Source organism: Alistipes sp. UBA6068 (genome assembly GCF_949428155.1).
GTDB lineage: Bacteria > Bacteroidota > Bacteroidia > Bacteroidales > Rikenellaceae > Alistipes > Alistipes muris.
This window is the reverse complement of record NZ_CASQFS010000002.1, coordinates 98895-119140: the sequence shown is the minus strand read 5'-3', so window position 1 is coordinate 119140 and position 20246 is coordinate 98895. Positions and strand designations below refer to the sequence as shown.

Sequence of the window (20246 nt, the reverse complement as noted above, 5' to 3'; positions counted from 1 at the left end):
CTACCTATATTGCTCCATCAGCCGGGCGATGTACTTGCCCACAATGTCGAATTCCAGGTTGACCACCGAACCCGTTTCCAGGCGGCAGAAATTGGTGTGCTCCATCGTGTAGGGGATGATGGCCACCCGAAAACTGCCCGCTTTCGAGTCGCAGACCGTCAGGCTCACGCCGTTCACCGCCACCGAACCCTTCTCGACCGTGCAAAGCCCGCCGCCCTGGGGTTCGTACTCGAACGTGAAGTACCAACTGCCGTCGGCGTCTTCCTTGGCCGTGCACCGGGCCGTCTGGTCCACATGCCCCTGCACGATATGGCCGTCCAACAGCGCATCGGGCTTCATGGACCGTTCGAGGTTGACCAGGTCGCCGACCTTGAGCAACCCCAAATTACTCCGGTCGAGGGTCTCTTTCATAGCCGTCACCGTGTAGGTGTCGCCCTCGATGCCCACGACCGTCAGACATACGCCGTTATGGGCTATGCTCTGGTCGATTTTCAACTCCTGCGCGAAGTCCGCGCGGAGTGTGAAGTCCCTGTTCTGACGGTCCGTGCGGATTCCTACGACTTCCGCCGTCCGCTCCACGATGCCTGAAAACATCCCTGCTACCTGTTGATTATCAACTTGCCATTCACTTTGTAGACCGCCATTATGTCGCTGACATTGAGAATCATATCGTCGAACTTCTCCTTATCTCCCGGCACCAGGCGGAACTGTGCCTCGTTCTCCGTGGCACGAACTATACGCAAAGTTACAATTTTTCGGCTGACAATTACATATTCTCCACCCGGAATAATTGCATCCAGGTCAATATTTTTCAGCAGCACCACCGTACCCGGAGGCACCAGCGCACCCATGGCACGCCCTTCGTAGACCATCGCCAGGTCGCACTGGGCCACCCGGGGAACAATCATATCGTCGTCAGGCTGAAGACGTTCGAGGTCGGAGATTCCCTGCTCCACGTCCACGTCGTAAAACGGAATCCGCGTCCCCTGCGGCCGGTCTTCCGCCAGCATCTTGCCCTCGCCTGTGAGCAGCCACAGCAGGTCGATCTGCGGAAATTTCGTTACGATCCGCCGCGCCACGTCGCGCGAAATACCGTTGTTGCCCCGCTTGATCTGGTAGAGGTTTTCGCCCCGCGCCAAACCGATATGGCGGGCAAAATAGTTGGTGGACATGTGCGCCCACTTGATTACGGCCTCGAGCCGCTGCCAATTATTCTGCTTTTCTCGCATTTCGGTTTCAAAGTTAAAAAAAATTCGTATATTTGCACTCCCGGTCCCGTAGTTCAATGGATAGAATATAAGATTCCGGTTCTTACGATATGGGTTCGATTCCCGTCGGGACTACTTCGGCAGGCACTGCGCAAGCGGCGCCTGTCTTTTTTTTGCGATGCCCGTGCCTTTCGCCGCATTGAGTTCGTTTTTCGTCGTTATCCTTTCTCCACGGCCGTTTTCCGGCGGCCGACTGCGCTGCAACCTTCTCCCCGCCGCACGTTCCGGCGCGCTTACAATAGGACAAAAATAATAACAAAATTCTTGACGGCAACAAAAAATAACATTTTTAAGCCTTTTCATAGCAGATTCGGGTTTCGGCAGCTTTTCCACGCTCGCTCAACGCACACCTTGCGCCTTTGCGAAGACTTTGCCACTCCGGGTGTGTCGGCTGTCTTTTATCCGTGTTGTTCCGCGATACCTATATTATATATAAGGACACAAAAAAGTGTGCGGCGTCATCGAAACCCCGCACACTATCCATCGACGCCCCGCAAAGGCTACTCCTCCTGCGGGCTCTTTTCGTTGAAATTACGGACGAAATCGCGGACACCGAGAATCCACCCCGAAGCCAGCACGCCGCCCAGGAAAATGAATCCCGCCAATATCAGCATCTTCGAGGGCTTCGCCGCCCGCAACGGTACTGTGGCAGGCTGTACCACCGCATAGACCGGCGTGCTCTCCTGCACCTTGGCCTTGGCCAACTGAAGCTGCTGGGCCATCTGGTTATAGACGTTGTAAGCCAGCGTCACTTCGTTTTGCAGCCGCTCCTGTTCGGTCCGCACCGAACGCCGCACCACATTCTGGTTGGCGTCCATATAGCGGGCGTAGCGCTGCTGGGCGTGGTAGTACTTCTGCTGTGCTTCGTCGAAAAGTTGCTGCGTGAACGCCAGGTCGAGCCGCGCCTTGTTCGTGCGGTAGTCGGTCACGTAGTTCTGCAAGTTGCGCATCACCGTATCGGCCAGCGTCGCCGAAATCAGCGGGTCCTGCATCGTCACCGAGAGGGTCACCAGCGACGTTTTCTTGTCGATGACCACGACCACGCGCTTCGCGAGATTCTCCGCCACCCTGCTTTGGTCGGGCGTCAGCCGGAACGGGTCCACCGGACCCTCCGTTTCCGCATCGCCGCGCAGCCGCTCAGCCACCCAGCCCAGCGCCTTGAACGGAGCCGAAAGCACCGCGCTCCACCACGGCGCACGCTGGTGGTCGAGCAGATAGTCGTAGAGGTCGGTCCGCAGCTTGCCGTTCCTGGTCTCCACCACCACCGGGAAAAGTTCCGTCACGAACGGCAGCGATTCCACGATTTCGGGGTATACGTCGGGATTGATGGCGTCCGCATCGGTCATGTTGCCCATGTTGATTCCCGCCAGGCTCGCCAGCGAACTCAACCCGCCCAACGACCCTTTGCCCGACGAGGTTTCGGGCGCCAGCACAGTCTCCGTAGTGTACTCCTTGGGAATGCTGAATCCGATCACCAGCCCTGCGAGCGCCGCCATGGCGCACCAGCGCATGATGAGTTTGCGTTCGGCCCACAGCTTCCGGGCCACGGCCAGCAGGTCGATCTGCTCGTCGTCCGGCCGTGCGGGTGTTTCCTGCATGTCGTTTTTCATCTTCAAAGTTACTTCGCCAGGTTGGCTATCGTCGCGGCCATCGTGCCCAGCGACGCGGCCGAAGTGGCAAGGCCCATTATCTGCGTCACGCCCAGCGGAGTGCGCTCGCGCTTGCGGGGCACGATGATTTCGCAGCCCGGCTCGATGCGGTTCTTCTTGCGCGAAATCGTGCCGTTCATGTAAATGATATAGGTCCGGCAGCGCTTGGCCCGGTTGGCATAGCCGCCCGCCTGGTCGATATAGTCCTTGTATTTCTTGCCCTGCGAGTAGAGCACCGTATTGGGGCGCATGACTTCGCCCATGATGCGTACCGTGCTCACATATTCCGGCACGAACAACTCGTCGCCCTCACGCAGGACCATGTCGTAGTCCGAACCCGGATTGGCCAGCGCCTTGTCCAACTCGATACCCACCGTGTAGGTTTCGTTCTGACGCAGTTTCTCCACCGACACCGAATCGGTCCCGCCGTCGAGCTGGGCCATGCGGATCACATCTTCCAGCACGGCCTTTTCCTCCTTGTTCATCCGGCGGATCAGTCGGCCGCCACGCACATAGGCATCGCGGGTCACGCCCCCGGCCCGGTTCACCAGGTCCGAGATGCGTTCGTTCTTGTGCAACAGAGCATAGCCGCCCGAAAAAACTACCTCGCCCGACACCGAGACCATGCGCTGCTCCTGGTAGCCCGGGCTCTTGCGCACGGCCACCACGTCGAACGGTTCCAGCACGAACCGCTCCTCGCCGTCGACCACGAATCCGTCCTTGAGCGAGAAGGTGTAGACCTTGCCCAATTGGTTGTCGGCCGTCGTGCTCTTGGGGTCCTTCAGCCGGCGGGCCACTTCCACGCGCACCACCGAAGCTCCGTCAAGCAGGCCGCCCGCTTGCAGAATGAGGTCTTCGAGCGTCATGTTCTCGACATAGGGATAGGTGCCCGGCCGGGCCACCTGTCCGTTGATGGTGAAGTCGCCCATCTCCGTCAGGTCATGACGGCTCGGGATGACCAGCACGTCGTTGCGCTGCAACACCACGTCGGGCGAAGTGCCCGCCACGATGCCCGCCAGGTCGACCGAGACCATCCGCAGCAGCAGGTCGTCGCATTCGCGGTAGAGGAGCGCCCGGGCCAGGAACGCATCGTCCTTGAGCCCCTCGGCGCGGGCCACTAACTGCCCCACGGTATTCATGTCGTCGCTCAGTTCGTACATCCCGGGGCGATAGACCGCACCGCGCACTTCCACCCGGTTGGCGAATCGGTCCAGCACCGGGTCGGCTTCGATCACGTCGCCGTCTTTAAGCACGAACGTATCGAACTTGGCGGCCGGAACGCTGAAAAATTCGTGTTCGCGGCCCGAACGGCGCGTCACCCGCACTTCGCGGTCGTAGGCGTCGCCCGCAAATCCGCCCGCATAGCCGAGCAGCTGCTGCATCGTCTCGCCCTCCCTGAGCTCGTAGAGCATCGGGCGTTTGAACGAACCCTTCACCTCGACCATCGTCCGGTAGGGATGCACCAAGATGACATCGCCCTCCTCCAGCCGCAAATCCTTGTCCGACCGGCCCGAGAACAGATAGTCGTAGAGGTCCAACACCGCGTGGCGGCGGCCGCCGCGCAAGATTTCGACGTTGCGGAGCGTACCGATGTCGGTCACGCCGCCCGCCCGGTAGAGGGCATGGAACAGCGACGCGAACGACGAGAGCCGATAGGTACCCGGCACCTCCACTTCGCCCATGACATTGATAAGTATCGTGCGTATCTGGCCCAGCGTCACACGCACCTGTGAAGCGGGCTCCTCGCCCGAAATCCCCGCATACTTGCGGGCGATGGCTCCGCGGATGCGGCGCTCGGCTTCGGCGACGGTCAGTCCGTTCAGATAGACCGGACCTATCTCCTCCACCATGATGCTCCCCTCGGGCGAAATCAAGGCGTTCACCGTGTCTTCGTTGGCACCCCATACCTCGACGATCACTTCGTCGCCCGGGCCCAGGCGATAGTCTTTCGGCGTAGCCATGTTGCCGTTGGGCTCGAAAGTGAGGGTCCGGCCCGTGAACACGCTCCGGCCGAAAACCCGGCGGCGGCCCACGGTATCGCGGATTTCACCGTAATAACCGGGATTCATCTGCCCATAGGGGCCGTTCATCGTGGGAGCGGCCATGCCGTTCTGCATGGGCATCTGCCCCGCCACCGCGGCCGCATCGCCCGTCACGCCGTTCGGCTGGCTGTCGGTTCCCCGGCCCGTGGCCGCGGTTCCCTCGCCGTCCGATACGTCGCGGAAGACGTCGCTGCGCGACGAAGTGCTGTAAGCCGACCGTCCCTTGGCCGACTGCGAACCTTTGGCTCCCGTGGCCGACATGTCCAGTTCGCCTTGTTCGTACTGCGTTTTGAGCCGCAGAAGCTGCTGCTGCGTAGCTCCGCGCAACAGCAGCTCCCGGCCCAGCTGCTGCTGGTTCTTGCCCGAGGAGACACCCTGCTGCACATACTCGATGATCTGCTCGTCGGTCATCTGCGCCTGCACGGGTCCGCACAGGGCCACCAGCGCCGCCAGAACAATCAGAAACTTATGGTTCATCGTCCGAATGATTTTTCTCGTGTCGTACCGCAGCGTCCCGGCGGCGCATCCGCACCCCGGAACGCACGTATTCCGAATTTCACAAAAATAGGTCAATTTCTCTTTCCGGCCAAATATTTCCCCACAATTTGCGACCCGGCGACCTTCGGGAAAACGTTTCTGCCGTTCCTACCCGGAGAACCCGCCCTCAAAAAGATAAAAAGCAGCCGCAGATGCTGGACGCAGCGCACGGAGAGGGCGTTCGCCCGGTTCGCGCTGTTCAAGGGGTTCACCTCGCCCGAACCGAATGCCAAGTGGCTGGCGTTCGGATTGCCGGCAGCGAAAGACGACGAACCGTAGTAGGCGCCCCACGTGCCGACGTTAGTCAAGGCTCCCGACGAGGGGTGGCGGAGACCCGTAGCAACAGCCATAATGAGCAATCGCTGGAATGAATGGCAGAAAAAAAATACTCAATGAATAATTGATAATGAACAGTGAATAATTGGTTTTCCGAATCTCGGATAACTATTCCCCATTAACTATTCATTATTCACTAAAGTTTGTTTTCTGTCAGACTGGGGTACACAGCCGACGGCAGTTAAAACGTTTCAGCATGTTGCTAAAACGTTTTAGCACTCCGGTGGAAATTCCGAAGCGCCACTGCGCCGGCGGATTGCTGAATCTGCGGCCGCACTGGCGGGAACCGTAATCCACCGCCACTCCGGACCGAAGCTGCCTTTTATCTATAACTTGATGTCGTAAATCTGAATCACGCCCTGCAACTTTCCGGCGTCGTCGGTCACCAGCAACGAAGTCACCTTGTTGCCGGTCATCATCTTCTCGGCTTCGATGAGCTTCTCGGACGCGGCAATGGTCTTGGGGTTCGGCGTCGCGATGTCGGCCGCCACGATTCCGAAGAAGTCGGCACGGCGGCGCTCCATGGCGCGGCGCACGTCGCCGTCGGTGACGATTCCTTCGATGCGGTCGCCGTCGCACACCACGATCAGCCCCAGGCCGCCTTTCGAGATGGCGTGTATCATCTCGACCGCCGGGCAGTCGGGCGCCACCACCGGCAGGTCGTGCGAACGCATCACGTTACCCACGGTCATGAGCAGCCGCCGGCCCAGGCTGCCGCCCGGGTGCAGGCGCGCGAAGTCCACGCTCGTGAAACCGCGCATGCGCATCAGCGACACGGCCAACGCATCGCCCATGGCAATCTGCGCCGTGGTCGAAGTCGTGGGCGCCAGGTGCAGGATGCAGGCCTCCTCTTTCACGCCGACGTCCAGATGCACGTCCGAATTTTTGGCCAGCGCCGATTCGGGATTGCCCGTCATCGAAATCAGCTTGTTGCCGTTGGCGTGGATGAACGGCACGATTTTGAGTATCTCGTCCGTCTCGCCCGAATAGGAGAGCGCCACCACCACGTCGTCGGGCGAAATCATCCCCAAGTCGCCGTGGAACGCTTCGCCCGGATGCAGAAAGAAACTCGGGGTTCCGGTCGAAGCCAGCGTCGCCGCGATTTTGCGGCCCACCAACCCCGATTTGCCCATGCCCGTGACGATGCACTTGCCGCGGCAGGCCAGCACCGTCTCCACGGCGCGCGCGAATTCGTCGCCCAAAGTCTCCTCCATGCGGCCCAGGGCCAGCATTTCGGTGTGAATCGCCTTGCGGGCGGCTTCCAGGATTTGCGTTTTTTGGGATTCGCTCATAACTCCTAAAATTTACAGCAGGCTTTCTATCAGGGATTCCAGGTCGTCGAGCCGCAGCATGTTGGGGCCGTCGCTCTTGGCATGGTCGGGGTCGGGATGCACCTCGAAGAAGTAACCGTTCGCACCGAACGCCTTGGCGGCACGGGCCATCGCAGGCACGAACTCGCGGTTGCCGCCCGTCGTGCCGTTGGCTGCCCCGGGGCGCTGGACCGAGTGGGTGCAGTCCATGATGACCGTCGGGGCGATTTGCAACATGTCGGGGATGTTCCGGAAGTCGACCACCAAATTATTGTAACCGAAGCTGTTGCCACGCTCGGTAAGCCAGATTTCCGGTGCGCCCGATTCGCGCGCCTTGTCGTAGGGATAGCGCATGTCGGCGCCCGACAGGAACTGCGCTTTCTTGATATTCACCGTCTTGCCCGTCTTCGCCGCGGCGACCAACAAATCGGTCTGACGGCACAGGAACGCCGGAATTTGCAGCACGTCGACCACTTGGCCCGCAGGCGCGGCCTGCCACGCTTCGTGGATGTCGGTCAGCAGGTTCAACCCCCACTTCGACCGCACGTCGGCGAGCATTTGCAACCCCCTGTCGATACCCGGTCCGCGGAACGACCCCAGCGACGTGCGGTTGGCCTTGTCGAACGAAGCCTTGAAGATAATCTCCGTACCCAACCGGCGGTTGATGGCCGCCAGGCGTTCGGCCACGGCGTCGAGCAACTCGACCGATTCGATGACGCAGGGACCAGCGATGAACTTCATAAAATCGAGAATTAAAAATTAAGAATTAAAAATCGCTCTCTGACAGATTCTTCGCTACGCTCAGAATGACGCTCTTTCAAATAAGGAACCGACCGGATCGCAGAAACGAATCCCGCAAAAAAACGATTTTTAATTTTTCATTCTTCATTTTTCATTAACCATCTTTCGGCCCGCGCGAGGTCCTCGGGGGTGTCGATGCCGATGGTTTCCAACTCGGAAATCCCCACGCCGATCCGATAACCGTTTTCGAGCCAGCGAAGCTGTTCGAGCGATTCGGCCTGTTCGAGCGGCGACTGCGGCAACGCTGTCACGGCCCGCAGCACTTCGGTCCGAAAAGCATAGAGACCGATGTGTTTATAATAGGTATGGCGCGAGAGCCATTCTTCGCGCGGCACGCCCCGCAGGTAGGGAATCACCGAACGCGAAAAGTAGAGCGCCCGCATCTGCGTGTCGACCACGACCTTGGGCGAATTGGGATTCTCCAGCGCAGCCAGTCCGTCGGCCGGCACAAAAGGTTTCACCAGCGTCGCGATGTCGGTCGCCGGGTCGTCGAAACAGCGTTTCACGGTCTCGATCTGCGCCGGGTGGATGAAAGGCTCGTCGCCCTGCACGTTCACCACCACGTCGTATTCCCGACCTTCGCGCGCACAAACCTTCTCGTAGGCTTCCCGGCAACGGTCCGTGCCGCTCCGGTGGTCGGGCGAGGTCATTTCGACCTTGCCGCCGAACGCCAGCACGGCATCGCGGATACGCTCGTCGTCCGTAGCGACCACAGCGTCGTCCAACACTCCGGCGACCTGCTCGTACACGCGCTGAACGACGGGCTTACCGCCCAGCAGGGCCAGCGGTTTGCCCGGGAAGCGCGTCGAAGCATAACGCGCAGGAATGACTGCTAAAAAATTCATAATTCAGAATTCACGATTCAGAATTGCGGCTTTTCCATGGCTCCGGCGAATGCCTTTCACTTTTCACCTTTCACCTTTCACTTTTCACCTTTCACCTTTCACCTTGGTTCCAGCGCCAGGTCCAGCACCTCGTCGTTGCTGCGGATATAGTGGAACGTCAGCCCCTCGATGTACTCGGGCTTGATGTCGGCGATTTCCTTGCGGTTTTCCTCCGAGAGAATCAGCGTTTCGATACCGGCGCGCTTGGCGGCCAGAATCTTCTCCTTGATACCGCCCACGGGCATTACCCGACCGCGGAGCGTCGTCTCGCCCGTCATCGCCACCCGCTCGCGGACCTTGCGGCCCGTGTAGGTCGAGACGATGGAGGTGACCATCGTGATACCCGCCGAAGGTCCGTCCTTGGGGATGGCACCCTCGGGCACGTGGATGTTGATGTCGTTCTTCTCGAAGACGGCCGGGTCGATGCCCAGCTCCTTATAATGGGCCATGACCCACTCGTGGGCGATGGTCGCCGATTCCTTCATCACGTCGCCCAGGTTGCCCGTCAGGCTCACCTTGCCCTTGCCGGGCGTCAGGCACGACTCGATATAGAGGATGTCGCCGCCCACTTCGGTCCACGCCAGTCCTGTCACCACGCCTGTCAGCCCGCTGACGTCGTACTCCTCGCGCAGGAACTTCGGGATGCCCAGCATCTTCTCGACATCGGCTTCCGTGAGCTGAGGTGCGAACGCCTCCTCGAAAGCAATCTGCTTGGCCCGCGCACGGGCAATCTTGGCCAGCTGTTTGTCGAGCGTGCGGACGCCCGCTTCGCGCGTGTAGCCCGTGATGATTTTCTCCACCAGCTCGGGGCTCAGTATCAACTCCTGCTCGCGGATTCCGTGCGCTTCGCACTGCTTGGGCAGCAGGTGTTCGAGCGCGATGCGGACCTTCTCCTCGGGCAGATAGCCCGGGATGTTGATCATCTCCATGCGGTCGCGCAGCGCCGGGGCGATGTTGGCGATGTTGTTGGCCGTGGCGATGAACAACACTTTCGAGAGGTCGTACTCCATGTCGAGGTAGTTGTCATGGAACGTGGTGTTCTGCTCGGGGTCGAGCACTTCCAGCAAGGCGCTCGACGGGTCGCCGTGGTTCGAGGCCGTCACCTTGTCGACCTCGTCGAGGATAATGACGGGATTCGACGAACCGCAACGACGGATGGTCTGGATAATCCGGCCCGGCATCGCGCCGATGTAGGTGCGGCGGTGTCCGCGGATTTCCGACTCGTCGTGCAGACCTCCCAGCGAAATGCGGCCGAACTTGCGGTCCAAGGCGGCGGCCACCGACTTGCCCAACGAGGTCTTGCCCACACCCGGAGGGCCGTACAGACAGAGTATCGGCGACTTGAGGTCGCCCTTGAGTTTGATGACAGCCAGGTGTTCCAGGATGCGCTCCTTGACTTCGTCGAGCCCGAAATGGTCGTGGTCGAGCTGCTCGCGGGCGCACCGCATGTCGAGGTTGTCGGAGGTGAGGGTGTTCCACGGCAACTCCAGCAACAGCTGCAGATAATTCATCTGGACCGAGTATTCGGCGACCGAGGGGCTCAACCGCTCGATTTTCTGCAACTCCTTCTCGAAGGTCTCGGCCACTTCGCGGGGCCAGTTCTTCTTCTTGGCCGTTTCGCGCATCTTGTCCACATCGGCGTCCGAACCGTCGCCCAGCTCGTCCTGGATGGTGCGCATCTGCTGCTGGAGATAATAGTCGCGCTGCTGCTTGTCGATCTCCTGCTTCACACGCTCCTGAATCTGGTTCTTCAGGTCGACGAGCTGCTGCTCGCGGATGAGGATTTCGAGCAGCTTGCGGGCCCGGGCCAACAGGCCGGGAGCTTCGAGCAACGACTGGCGGTCTTCGTCGGTGAGCTCCATGTTGGAGCAGATGAAGTTGATGATGCCGCGGCGCGAGTCGATGTTCTTGATGGCGAACGCCGCCTCCTTGGGCATCGTCGGCGAGACATTGATGATGTTGAGCGCCACGTCGCGAATCGAATCGACCAACGCCTCGAACTCGATGGTCGTCATGTCGGGCGGAGTGTCGCGCAGGGCCGTCACCCGGGCCTTGAAATAAGGCTCGGTGGCCACGTACTCGCAGATTTCGATCTTCTCCAACCCGTTCAGTATCACGGTCAGATTGCCGTTGGGCATCTCGAGTATCTTGATGATGCGCGCCGCCGTACCGACCTTGTACATGTCCGAGGGCGAAGGGTCCTCCACCTCGCTCTCGCGCTGAAGCACGGCGCCCAGGATACCGCCCTCGGCGTTGACCGCCCGCACGAGCGATATGCTCTTGTCGCGGCCCACCGTAATGGGCGTGATGGCCCCCGGAAAGAGCACCGACGAACGCAGCGTCAGAATCGGAATGACCTCCGGAACTTCGGTTTCCTCCTGCGGCTCGTCGCCGCCTGTCACAATGGGGATGACCTTGTGCTTGCCGTCGAAAATTTCGGGAAAGAGGCCGGCATCGTCCGCCTCGCCCGTCAGGTTCTTATCTTTTTCGTCCATGATTCCGTTGTTTCGTATGTGTATATCGGTGCAAAGGTAACGATTTTTTACGAATATTTATTTCATTTTAACGGATTCTTAATAACTTTGCGCTTCCCGATAACACTGTCAAATATCCGCATCATGCAAATCGCAGACAAATACGCCCCGCAGCAAATCGAGGCCAAATGGTACGACTACTGGACCGCCCGCCGGCTATTCCACTCGGAGCCCGATGCCCGCGAACCCTATACGATTGTCATCCCCCCGCCCAACGTCACGGGCATGCTCCACATGGGCCACATGCTCAACAACACGCTGCAGGACGTGCTGGTGCGCCGCGCCCGCATGTCGGGCCGCAACGCCTGCTGGGTGCCGGGCATGGACCACGCGTCGATCGCCACGGAGGCCAAGGTGGTGGCCATGCTCCGCGAGCGGGGCATCGAGAAGTCGCAGCTCACGCGCGAGGAGTTCCTCCGCTACGCCTGGGAGTGGAAGGAGCAGTACGGCGGCGTGATCCTCCGCCAGCTGCGCAAGCTGGGCGCCTCGTGCGACTGGGAGCGCACCTGCTTCACCATGGACGAGGCGCGCACCGAGAGCGTGCTGCGCGTCTTCTGCGACCTCTACGACAAGGGCAAGATCTACCGCGGCGTGAGGATGGTCAACTGGGACCCCGCGGCTCAGACCGCCCTCTCGGACGAGGAGGTGATCTTCAAGGAGTCGCACGGCAAGCTCTACTACCTGCGCTACAAGGTCGAGGGCACCGAGAAGCACATCATCGTGGCCACGACGCGCCCCGAGACGATCCTGGGCGACACGGCGCTCTGCGTCAACCCCGAGGACCCGCGCTACGCCGATCTGCCGGCCGACGCGCGCGTCATCGTGCCGCTCGTGGGCCGCTCGATCCCGGTCATCCGCGACACCTACGTCGACATCGAGTTCGGCACGGGCGCCCTGAAGGTGACCCCGGCCCACGACGTGAACGACTACATGCTGGGCGAAAAGTACGGCCTGGAGACCATCGACATCTTCAACGACGACGGCACGATCAACGACAAGGTGGGCATGTACGTGGGCGAGGACCGCTTCGACGTGCGCCGCCGCATCGAGGGCGACCTGGCGGCCGCCGGCCTTCTGGAGAAGACCGAGGAGTACACCAACAACGTGGGCTACTCCGAGCGCACGGGCGTGGCGATCGAGCCCAAGCTCTCGATGCAGTGGTTCCTCTCGATGCAGGAGCTCGCCGAGCCCGCCACGCGGGCCGTCATGGAGGACACGATCCGCTTCGTGCCCGAGAAATACAAGAACACCTACCGCCACTGGATGGAGAACATCAAGGACTGGTGCATCTCGCGCCAGCTGTGGTGGGGCCAGCGCATCCCGGCCTACTACCTGCCCAAGGGCGGTTTCGTCGTGGCGCTCACGCCCGAAGAAGCGCTCGAAAAGGCGCGCGCCAAGTCGGGCGACGCGTCGCTGCAACTCAGCGACCTGCGGCAGGACGACGACGTGCTGGACACGTGGTTCTCGTCGTGGCTGTGGCCGATCTCGGTGTTCGACGGCATCCGCAACCCCGACAACGACGAAATCCGCTACTACTACCCCACCGACGATCTGGTGACGGGCCCCGACATCATCTTCTTCTGGGTGGCCCGCATGATTATGGCGGGCTACGAATACCGCGGCGACAAACCGTTCGCCAACGTCTACTTCACGGGCATCGTGCGCGACAAAATCGGCCGCAAGATGTCCAAACAGCTGGGCAACTCGCCCGACCCGCTCGACCTGATCGACAAATACGGCGCCGACGGCGTGCGGCTGGCGATGCTGATGTCCTCGTCGGCGGGCAACGACGTGATGTTCGACGAAGCGCTCTGCGAACAGGGCCGCAACTTCGGCAACAAGATATGGAACGCCTACCGCCTGGTCAACGGCTGGACGGCCGACGAAACTGCCCCGCAGAGCGAGAACAACCGCCTTGCCGCCCAATGGTTCCGGCAGGTGCTCGGCCGCACGCTCCGCGAAGTGGCCGACGACTTCCGCTCGTACCGCATTTCGGAAGCCTGCACCACGGTTTACCGCCTTTTCTGGGACGACTTCAGCGCCCAGTACCTCGAAATGGTCAAGCCCGCGTTCGGACAGCCCGTCGACCGCCGCACGCTGGACGAGACGCGCGGGTTCTTCGACGCCCTGATGCGGATGCTCCACCCCTACATGCCGTTCATCACGGAGGAGATATGGCAGGACCTCGCGCCCCGTGCCGAGGGCGAATCCATCTGCGTGGCTCCGATGCCCGAAGCCGAAGCCGCCGACAGCGCCCTGCTGGCCCGCTTCGAGCTGGTCCGCGAAATCGTCTCGGCCGTGCGCAACATCCGCAATCAGAAGAACCTGCCGCAGAAAGAACAACTGACGCTGCAAGTCATCGCCGACGACAACTACCCGGCCGAATATGCCCCCGTGCTGATGAAGATGGCCAACCTTTCGGCCATCGAAACCGTTGCCGGGAAAGACCCGGCCGCGGCGGCGTTCATCGTCAAGACGACGCAGTACTTCGTACCGCTGGCCGGAATGATCGACACCGACGCCGAACGCAAGAAACTCACCGACGACCTGGCCTACTACGAAGGATTCCTTGCGTCGGTGATGAAAAAGCTCTCCAACGAACGGTTCGTCAGCTCCGCGCCCGAAAAGGTCGTTGCCAACGAACGCGCCAAGCAGGCCGACGCCGAAGCGAAGATCGCGGCTATCAAGGAACAACTGAAAGCCTTGGGCAATTAAGAATTAAAAATGAAAAATTAAGAATTTTGCGATTAAGCGAAAGCAGAGACTGCCTGCAAGCTCCGCCCATGCAGCGAGTAAAGGAAACAAACGCATCGAAGAAACGATTTTTAATTCTTCATTCTTAATTTTTCATTGATTGGAATTGTGCCGACAATTACAATATATACCGACGGCTCGTCGCTCGGCAATCCCGGGCCGGGAGGCTATGGCGTCGTCATGATTTCGGGGCCCCACCGCAAGGAGATGTCGCAGGGGTTCCGGCTCACGACCAACAACCGCATGGAACTGCTGGCCGTGTGCGTCGCCCTCGAGGCCCTCAAATTCCCGGGGTCCGAAGTCACCGTCTTCTCCGACTCGCGCTATGTGGTCGACGCCGTCGCGAAAGGCTGGGTCTTCGGGTGGGAGAAGAAAGGGTTCGCCAACAAGAAGAACCCCGACCTCTGGATGCGGTTCCTGCGCGTCTTCCGCCGCCACCGCGTCCGTTTCGTCTGGGTCAAGGGCCACGCCGAGACGGCCGAGAACAACCGCTGCGACATGCTGGCCGTCGCCGCCGCCAACGGCACCGATCTGCCCGACGACGCGGGCTATCAGCCCGAATAACAAACCGAAGCGATAATTCCACGGATTCCGTACCCGGCGCCGGACCCTCCATTGCGGCCCGAACGCGGCATTTGCTTTTGCGCTTGGCTTTTCGTACCTTCGCGTCGGCTTAAACATTCGTCTGCATGTTCAAAACATACCTCCGGCTCCTGGGTTTCGCCCGGCCCATCGGGCGCTATGCCGTCCCCTACTTCTTCTACTCGCTGCTTTACGCGCTGTTCAATTCCTGCACGTTCCTGCTCATCATACCCATCCTCAACACCATGTTCCGGCCCGACTTCACGTTCCGGACCGTGGAGAAGCTGCCGCCCCTGACCTTCGACGCGGCCTACCTCGAAACCCTGTTCAACTACGGCTATTCACACATTTTCAACGAATACCGCATCGAGAACGTGCTGATTCTGCTGGCCGCCATCGCCATTGTGTCGAGCCTGCTGAGCAACCTGTTCCGCTACCTGGGCGCATGGACCGTCGAGAAACTCCGCACCACGACCCTCCAACGCATCCGCAACGAGATGTTCACGCGCGTGGTCGACATGCACGCCGCCTACTTCAGCGACCAGCGCAAGGGCGACATCATTTCCAAAATCACCTCCGACGTCAACGTCGTGCAGTTCTGCATAACCAACACCTTGCAGGTGGCGTTCCGCGAACCGTTCCTTATCATCTTCTACCTCATCATGATGGTCGGCATTTCGTGGGAGCTGTCGCTTTTTTCGCTTTTCTACCTCCCCATCGTCGCCCTGCTGATAGGCAGCATCGTCAAGCGGCTGCGCCACCCCGCGCTCACGAACCAACAACGCATGGGCGAACTGGTCTCGGCCCTCGACGAATCGCTCGCAGGCATCAAGGTCATCAAGAGCTACAACGCCACCGGCTACGTCAAACGCAAGTTCTACGAACTCAATGCCGACCTCTCGCGCATCACGCTGTCGATGGCGCGGCGCCAGCAACTGGCTTCGCCTATGAGCGAATTTCTCGGCATCACGGCCGTCGGCATCATGCTTGTGTTCGGCGGCGCACTCGTCGTGCGGGGCTCGCTCAACCCCGGCGGATTCATCGCCTTCATCGCCATGTTCTCGCAGATTACGCGTCCGGTCCGCACCTTCATCGACCAGTTCGCCAACATCAACCAGGGTATCGCCGCAGGCGAACGCATCTTCTCCATCATCGACACCCGCAGCGAAATCGAAGACAAGCCCGAAGCCCTCACGCTCAGCGGTCTGAAAGAGAAAATCGAATTCCGCGACACCCATTTCTCCTACGACGGCAGCCGCGAGGTCATCGACGGCGTGTCGTTCGAGATCCGGCGCGGCGAGACCGTCGCGCTGGTGGGTCCCTCGGGCGGCGGCAAATCGACCCTCAGCGAACTGATTCCCCGCTTCTACGACCCCACGGCAGGCGACGTGCTGATCGACGGCGTATCGCTGCGCGACTACTCGCAGGAGAGCCTCCGGGCCCACATGAGCGTCGTTTCGCAGGACACGGTCCTGTTCAACGACACCATCGAGGGCAACATCGCCATGGGACGCCCCGGCGCCACGCACGAAGAAATCGTCGAAGCGGCCCGCATCGCCAACGCCGACGACTTCATCCTCGAAGCCCCCGAGGGCTACGCGACCAACATCGGCGACCGCGGCGCCAAACTCTCCGGCGGACAGCGCCAACGGCTCTCCATTGCCCGCGCCGTGCTGAAAAACCCCGACATCCTCATCCTCGACGAAGCGACTTCGGCCCTCGACACCGAGAGCGAAAAGCTCGTGCAGGAAGCCCTCAACAAACTGCTCGTCGGGCGCACCTCCATCGTCATCGCCCATCGGCTTTCGACCATTCACAACGCCGACCGCATCGTTGTCATCGACCACGGGCGTGTCGCCGAACAAGGCACCCATGCCGAACTGATGGCCAAGGGCGGCATCTACGCGAAACTTATCGAAATGCAGTCGTTCGAGTAAATTCACAATGCACAATTCAGAATTCACAATTATTCAAGGAGGGTCATGCTCTCCTTTTTTTGTACCGACTTTTGCGATGCTTGCGAAACGTTTGTCATCCGAAAAGAACGCGAATCTATCGCCCGCTCCGACAAGAAATTGTGAATTGTGCATTGTGAATTCTGAATTCCTTTTCCTATCTTTGCATTTTCGAGCAAAACAGCAACACGCGATATGAAGTTCAAGGAGTACAAGGGTCTCGACCTGGCAGGGCTGGCCGCCGAGGTCCTGGGCGAATGGGACGCCCGCGACACATTCCACAAAAGCATCTCCACGCGCGAGGGACATCCTACGTTCGTCTTCTACGAAGGTCCCCCGTCGGCCAACGGCCTGCCGGGCATCCACCACGTCATGGCCCGCACGATCAAGGACGTATTCTGCCGCTACAAGACGCAGCAGGGCTACCTCGTCCACCGCAAGGCCGGGTGGGACACCCACGGACTTCCCGTCGAACTGGGCGTCGAAAAGAAATTAGGCATCACCAAGGAAGACATCGGGCGCAAGATTTCCATCGAGGAATACAACCGCACTTGCCGCGAAGCCGTCATGGAGTTCACGGGCGTGTGGGAGAACCTCACCCGCAAGATGGGCTACTGGGTCAACATGGACCACCCCTACATCACCTACGACAACAAGTACATCGAAACCCTTTGGTGGCTTCTCAAACAGCTGTTCGACAAAGGGCTGCTTTACAAGGGCTACACCATTCAGCCCTATTCGCCCGCAGCAGGCACCGGGCTTTCGACCCACGAACTGAACCAGCCCGGGTGCTACCGCGACGTCAAGGACACGACCTGCACGGCCCAGTTCGCCGTCGTCCGCGACAAACTGAGCGAAAAACTCTTCGGCAACGACGACTGCCCGCTCTACTTCCTGGCCTGGACCACCACTCCGTGGACCCTGCCCTCCAACACCGCGCTTGCCGTCGGTCCGTCGGTCGAATACGTCAAGGTGCTGTGCACCAACCCCTATACCGAGACGCAGCAAGCCGTCATTCTCGCCCGCGACCTCGTTCCCGCCTACTTCACCAAGAAGATGGAAGGCACCTACGAAGTCACCGGACAGAGCTGGCGCGGCGACGAACTCGTCGGCATCCGCTACGAACAGCTGATTCCATGGGTCCGCCCCGACGGCGATGCGTTCCGCGTCATCGCGGGCGACTACGTCACCACCTCCGACGGTACGGGCATCGTACACATCGCCCCCACGTTCGGTGCCGACGACGCACGCGTGGCCCGCGCCGCTGACATTCCGCCGCTGTTCATGGTCGACAAGGCCGGCAAGAACCAGCCGATGGTCGACAGGCAGGGCCGCTTCTTCCTCCTCGAAGACCTCGACCCCGAATTCGTCCGCACGCACGTCGACCGGAAGCACTACACCGAATATGCCGGCCGCTATGTCAAGAACGCTTACGACGACAAACTCACCGACGCCGATTCGACCCTCGACATCGACCTTTCCGTCATGCTCAAGGCCGAAAACAAGGTCTTCAAAATCGAGAAGCACACCCACTCCTACCCCCACTGCTGGCGTACCGACAAACCCGTGCTTTACTACCCGCTCGACTCGTGGTTCATCCGCACCACGGCCCTGCGCGACCGGATGATCGAACTGAACAAGACCATCCGCTGGCGTCCCGAATCCACCGGGTCGGGGCGTTTCGGCAAGTGGCTCGAAGGGCTGGTCGACTGGAACCTGTCGCGCTCGCGCTTCTGGGGCACGCCGCTGCCCGTATGGGCCACGGAGGACCACGCCGAACTGAAGTGCATCGGTTCGGTCGCCGAACTGATGGCCGAAATCGACAAGTCCATCGCCGCAGGGCTGATGCAGGAAAACCCCTACAAGAATTTCAAGGTCGGCGACATGTCGGCCGAGAACTATTCGACGGCCAACATCGACCTCCACCGTCCCTACGTCGACCAAATCGTACTTGTCGCGCCCGACGGACGGCCCATGTACCGCGAACCCGACCTCATCGACGTGTGGTTCGATTCGGGCGCGATGCCCTATGCGCAGGTCCACTACCCGTTCGAGCACAAGGAAGAATTCGGCCAGGTCTACCCCGCCGACTTCATCGCCGAGGGAGTCGACCAGACGCGCGGCTGGTTCTTCACGCTGCACGCCATCGCTTCGATGCTCTTCGATTCGGTTGCGTTCAAGAACATCATCTCCAACGGGCTGGTACTCGACAAGAACGGCAACAAGATGTCCAAGCGACTGGGCAACGCCGTCGACCCATTCGAGATTCTCGACACCTACGGCGCCGACGCCACGCGCTGGTACATGATTTCCAACTCGCAGCCGTGGGACAACCTCAAGTTCGACCGCGAGGGGGTGGACGAAGTGCGCCGCAAGTTCTTCGGCACGCTCTACAACACCTATTCGTTCTTCGCCCTCTATGCCAACGTTGACGGCTTCACCGGCCGCGAAGAGACGATACCCGTCGAGAAACGGCCCGAAATCGACCGCTGGATCATTTCGCTCCTGAACACGCTTGTCGCCGACGTCACCCGCTGCCTGGAGGACTACGACCCGACGCCGGCAGCACGCGCCATCCAGGAGTTCGTCTGCGAGAACCTCTCCAACTGGTACGTGCGGCTGAACCGCAAACGTTTCTGGGGCGGTGAAATGACCGCCAACAAACTGGCCGCCTACCAGACGCTCTACACCTGCCTGGAAACCGTGGCCTTGCTCGCCGCACCGTTCGCACCGTTCATCGCCGACCGGATTTTCTGCGACCTGAACGCCGTCAGCGGCCGCCACAGCGACGAATCGGTCCACCTCGCGGCATTCCCCAAAGCCAGCCCCGCCGACATCGACACCGGGCTGGAGGAGATGATGGCACTGGCCCAGCAACTCTCGTCGATGGTCCTGGCACTGCGCCGCAAGGTCTCCATCAAGGTGCGCCAGCCGCTGCAAAAAATCGTCGTTCCCGTCCTCGACCCCGCCATGGCCGCCCATATCGAAGCGGTCCGCGAACTGGTCATGGGCGAAGTCAACGTCAAGGAAATCGAACTTATCCAAAACACCGCCGGCGTCATCACCAAGCGTATCAAACCCAATTTCAAGACCCTCGGGCCCCGCTACGGCAAGTACATGAAACAGATTGCCGCCATGACCGCGGAATTCACGCAGGAACAGATCGCCGCCATCGAGACCTCGCCCGAAACGGTGCTCGACATGGGCGGCGAACGCATCAGCGTCACCGCGGCCGACTTCGAGATTTCGTCGGAGGACATGCCCGGGTGGCTCGTAGCGTCCGAAGGCAAGCTGACCGTGGCGCTCGACATCACGCTCACCGACGACCTGCGCGCCGAGGGCGTGGCACGCGAGTTGATAAACCGCATCCAGAATATCCGCAAGGATTCGGGATTCGAGGTCACCGACCGCATCCGGGTCGAAATCGCCGACTGCGAGTTGGTGGCCGACGCCGTGGCCCGGCACGCGGGTTACATCGCCTCGCAGACGCTGGCCGTGGAGGTCCGCACCGCCGCCGAACCCGCAGGAGCCGTTGTCGCCGATGCCGAAATCGACGAACAGCCCCTGCGCATCGCCGTGACCCGAGTGTAGGCG

The 20246-nt window shown here is 60.5% G+C and carries 14 protein-coding genes and 1 tRNA gene; 6 read left to right on the top strand and 9 right to left on the bottom strand.

Features of this window, described 5'->3' with window-relative positions; genetic code table 11:
• Positions 1-594, bottom strand: a complete 594-nt coding sequence (locus tag QVG21_RS01945) for a riboflavin synthase (RefSeq protein ID WP_251214815.1) — start codon at positions 592-594, stop codon at positions 1-3.
• 5 nt (positions 595-599) lie between these two features.
• Entirely contained in the window at positions 600-1229 is a 630-nt protein-coding gene (locus QVG21_RS01940) for a hypothetical protein (protein ID WP_287921631.1), read from the bottom strand.
• A gap of 42 nt (positions 1230-1271) precedes the next feature.
• On the opposite strand from QVG21_RS01940, the gene QVG21_RS01935 reads away from it, so the two are divergent.
• Positions 1272-1343: transfer RNA gene (locus tag QVG21_RS01935), tRNA-Arg, on the top strand.
• On the opposite strand, the gene QVG21_RS01930 is transcribed toward QVG21_RS01935, so the two are convergent.
• The 3 genes from QVG21_RS01930 to QVG21_RS01920 form a co-directional block, all read right to left on the bottom strand.
• Positions 1341-1571: a hypothetical protein gene (locus QVG21_RS01930; RefSeq protein ID WP_287921629.1), complete on the bottom strand. Its 231-nt coding sequence runs from the start codon at positions 1569-1571 to the stop codon at positions 1341-1343. The two genes, QVG21_RS01935 and QVG21_RS01930, sit on opposite strands and share 3 nt — an antisense overlap.
• 197 nt (positions 1572-1768) lie before the next feature.
• Complete coding sequence (locus QVG21_RS01925) at positions 1769-2884, bottom strand: Wzz/FepE/Etk N-terminal domain-containing protein (protein ID WP_502871755.1); 1116 nt, start codon at positions 2882-2884, stop codon at positions 1769-1771.
• A 2-nt stretch (positions 2885-2886) separates the two neighbouring features.
• Positions 2887-5436, bottom strand: a complete 2550-nt coding sequence (locus QVG21_RS01920) for an SLBB domain-containing protein (protein ID WP_251214819.1) — start codon at positions 5434-5436, stop codon at positions 2887-2889.
• Here QVG21_RS01920 and QVG21_RS01915 point away from each other — a divergent pair.
• A complete protein-coding gene (locus QVG21_RS01915) occupies positions 5428-5775 on the top strand; it encodes a hypothetical protein (protein WP_287921623.1) in 348 nt (115 codons plus the stop codon). The two genes, QVG21_RS01920 and QVG21_RS01915, sit on opposite strands and share 9 nt — an antisense overlap.
• A 383-nt stretch (positions 5776-6158) precedes the next feature.
• On the opposite strand, the gene QVG21_RS01910 is transcribed toward QVG21_RS01915, so the two are convergent.
• From QVG21_RS01910 to lon, 4 genes are all read right to left on the bottom strand, one after another.
• Positions 6159-7124, bottom strand: a complete 966-nt coding sequence (locus QVG21_RS01910; protein WP_251214821.1) for a KpsF/GutQ family sugar-phosphate isomerase — start codon at positions 7122-7124, stop codon at positions 6159-6161.
• A gap of 12 nt (positions 7125-7136) precedes the next feature.
• Entirely contained in the window at positions 7137-7883 is a 747-nt protein-coding gene (kdsA, locus tag QVG21_RS01905) for a 3-deoxy-8-phosphooctulonate synthase (RefSeq protein WP_287921618.1), read from the bottom strand.
• Between the two features lie 137 nt (positions 7884-8020).
• Complete coding sequence (gene kdsB / locus QVG21_RS01900) at positions 8021-8788, bottom strand: 3-deoxy-manno-octulosonate cytidylyltransferase (protein WP_287921615.1); 768 nt, start codon at positions 8786-8788, stop codon at positions 8021-8023.
• A 98-nt stretch (positions 8789-8886) separates the two neighbouring features.
• On the bottom strand, positions 8887-11322 hold the full coding sequence (gene lon / locus QVG21_RS01895) for an endopeptidase La (protein ID WP_287921613.1): 2436 nt from the start codon (positions 11320-11322) through the stop codon (positions 8887-8889).
• A gap of 123 nt (positions 11323-11445) precedes the next feature.
• Here lon and QVG21_RS01890 point away from each other — a divergent pair, with 123 nt between their 5' ends.
• From QVG21_RS01890 to ileS, 4 genes are all read left to right on the top strand, one after another.
• Positions 11446-14076, top strand: coding sequence for a valine--tRNA ligase (locus QVG21_RS01890; protein WP_287921611.1), 2631 nt, complete (start codon positions 11446-11448; stop codon positions 14074-14076).
• A gap of 147 nt (positions 14077-14223) precedes the next feature.
• Complete coding sequence (gene rnhA / locus QVG21_RS01885; protein WP_287921608.1) at positions 14224-14679, top strand: ribonuclease HI; 456 nt, start codon at positions 14224-14226, stop codon at positions 14677-14679.
• A gap of 125 nt (positions 14680-14804) precedes the next feature.
• A complete protein-coding gene (locus tag QVG21_RS01880; protein ID WP_287921605.1) occupies positions 14805-16634 on the top strand; it encodes an ABC transporter ATP-binding protein in 1830 nt (609 codons plus the stop codon).
• Positions 16635-16847: 213 nt separating this feature from the next.
• Positions 16848-20243, top strand: coding sequence for an isoleucine--tRNA ligase (ileS, locus tag QVG21_RS01875; protein WP_287921602.1), 3396 nt, complete (start codon positions 16848-16850; stop codon positions 20241-20243).
• Positions 20244-20246 lie beyond the last annotated feature (3 nt).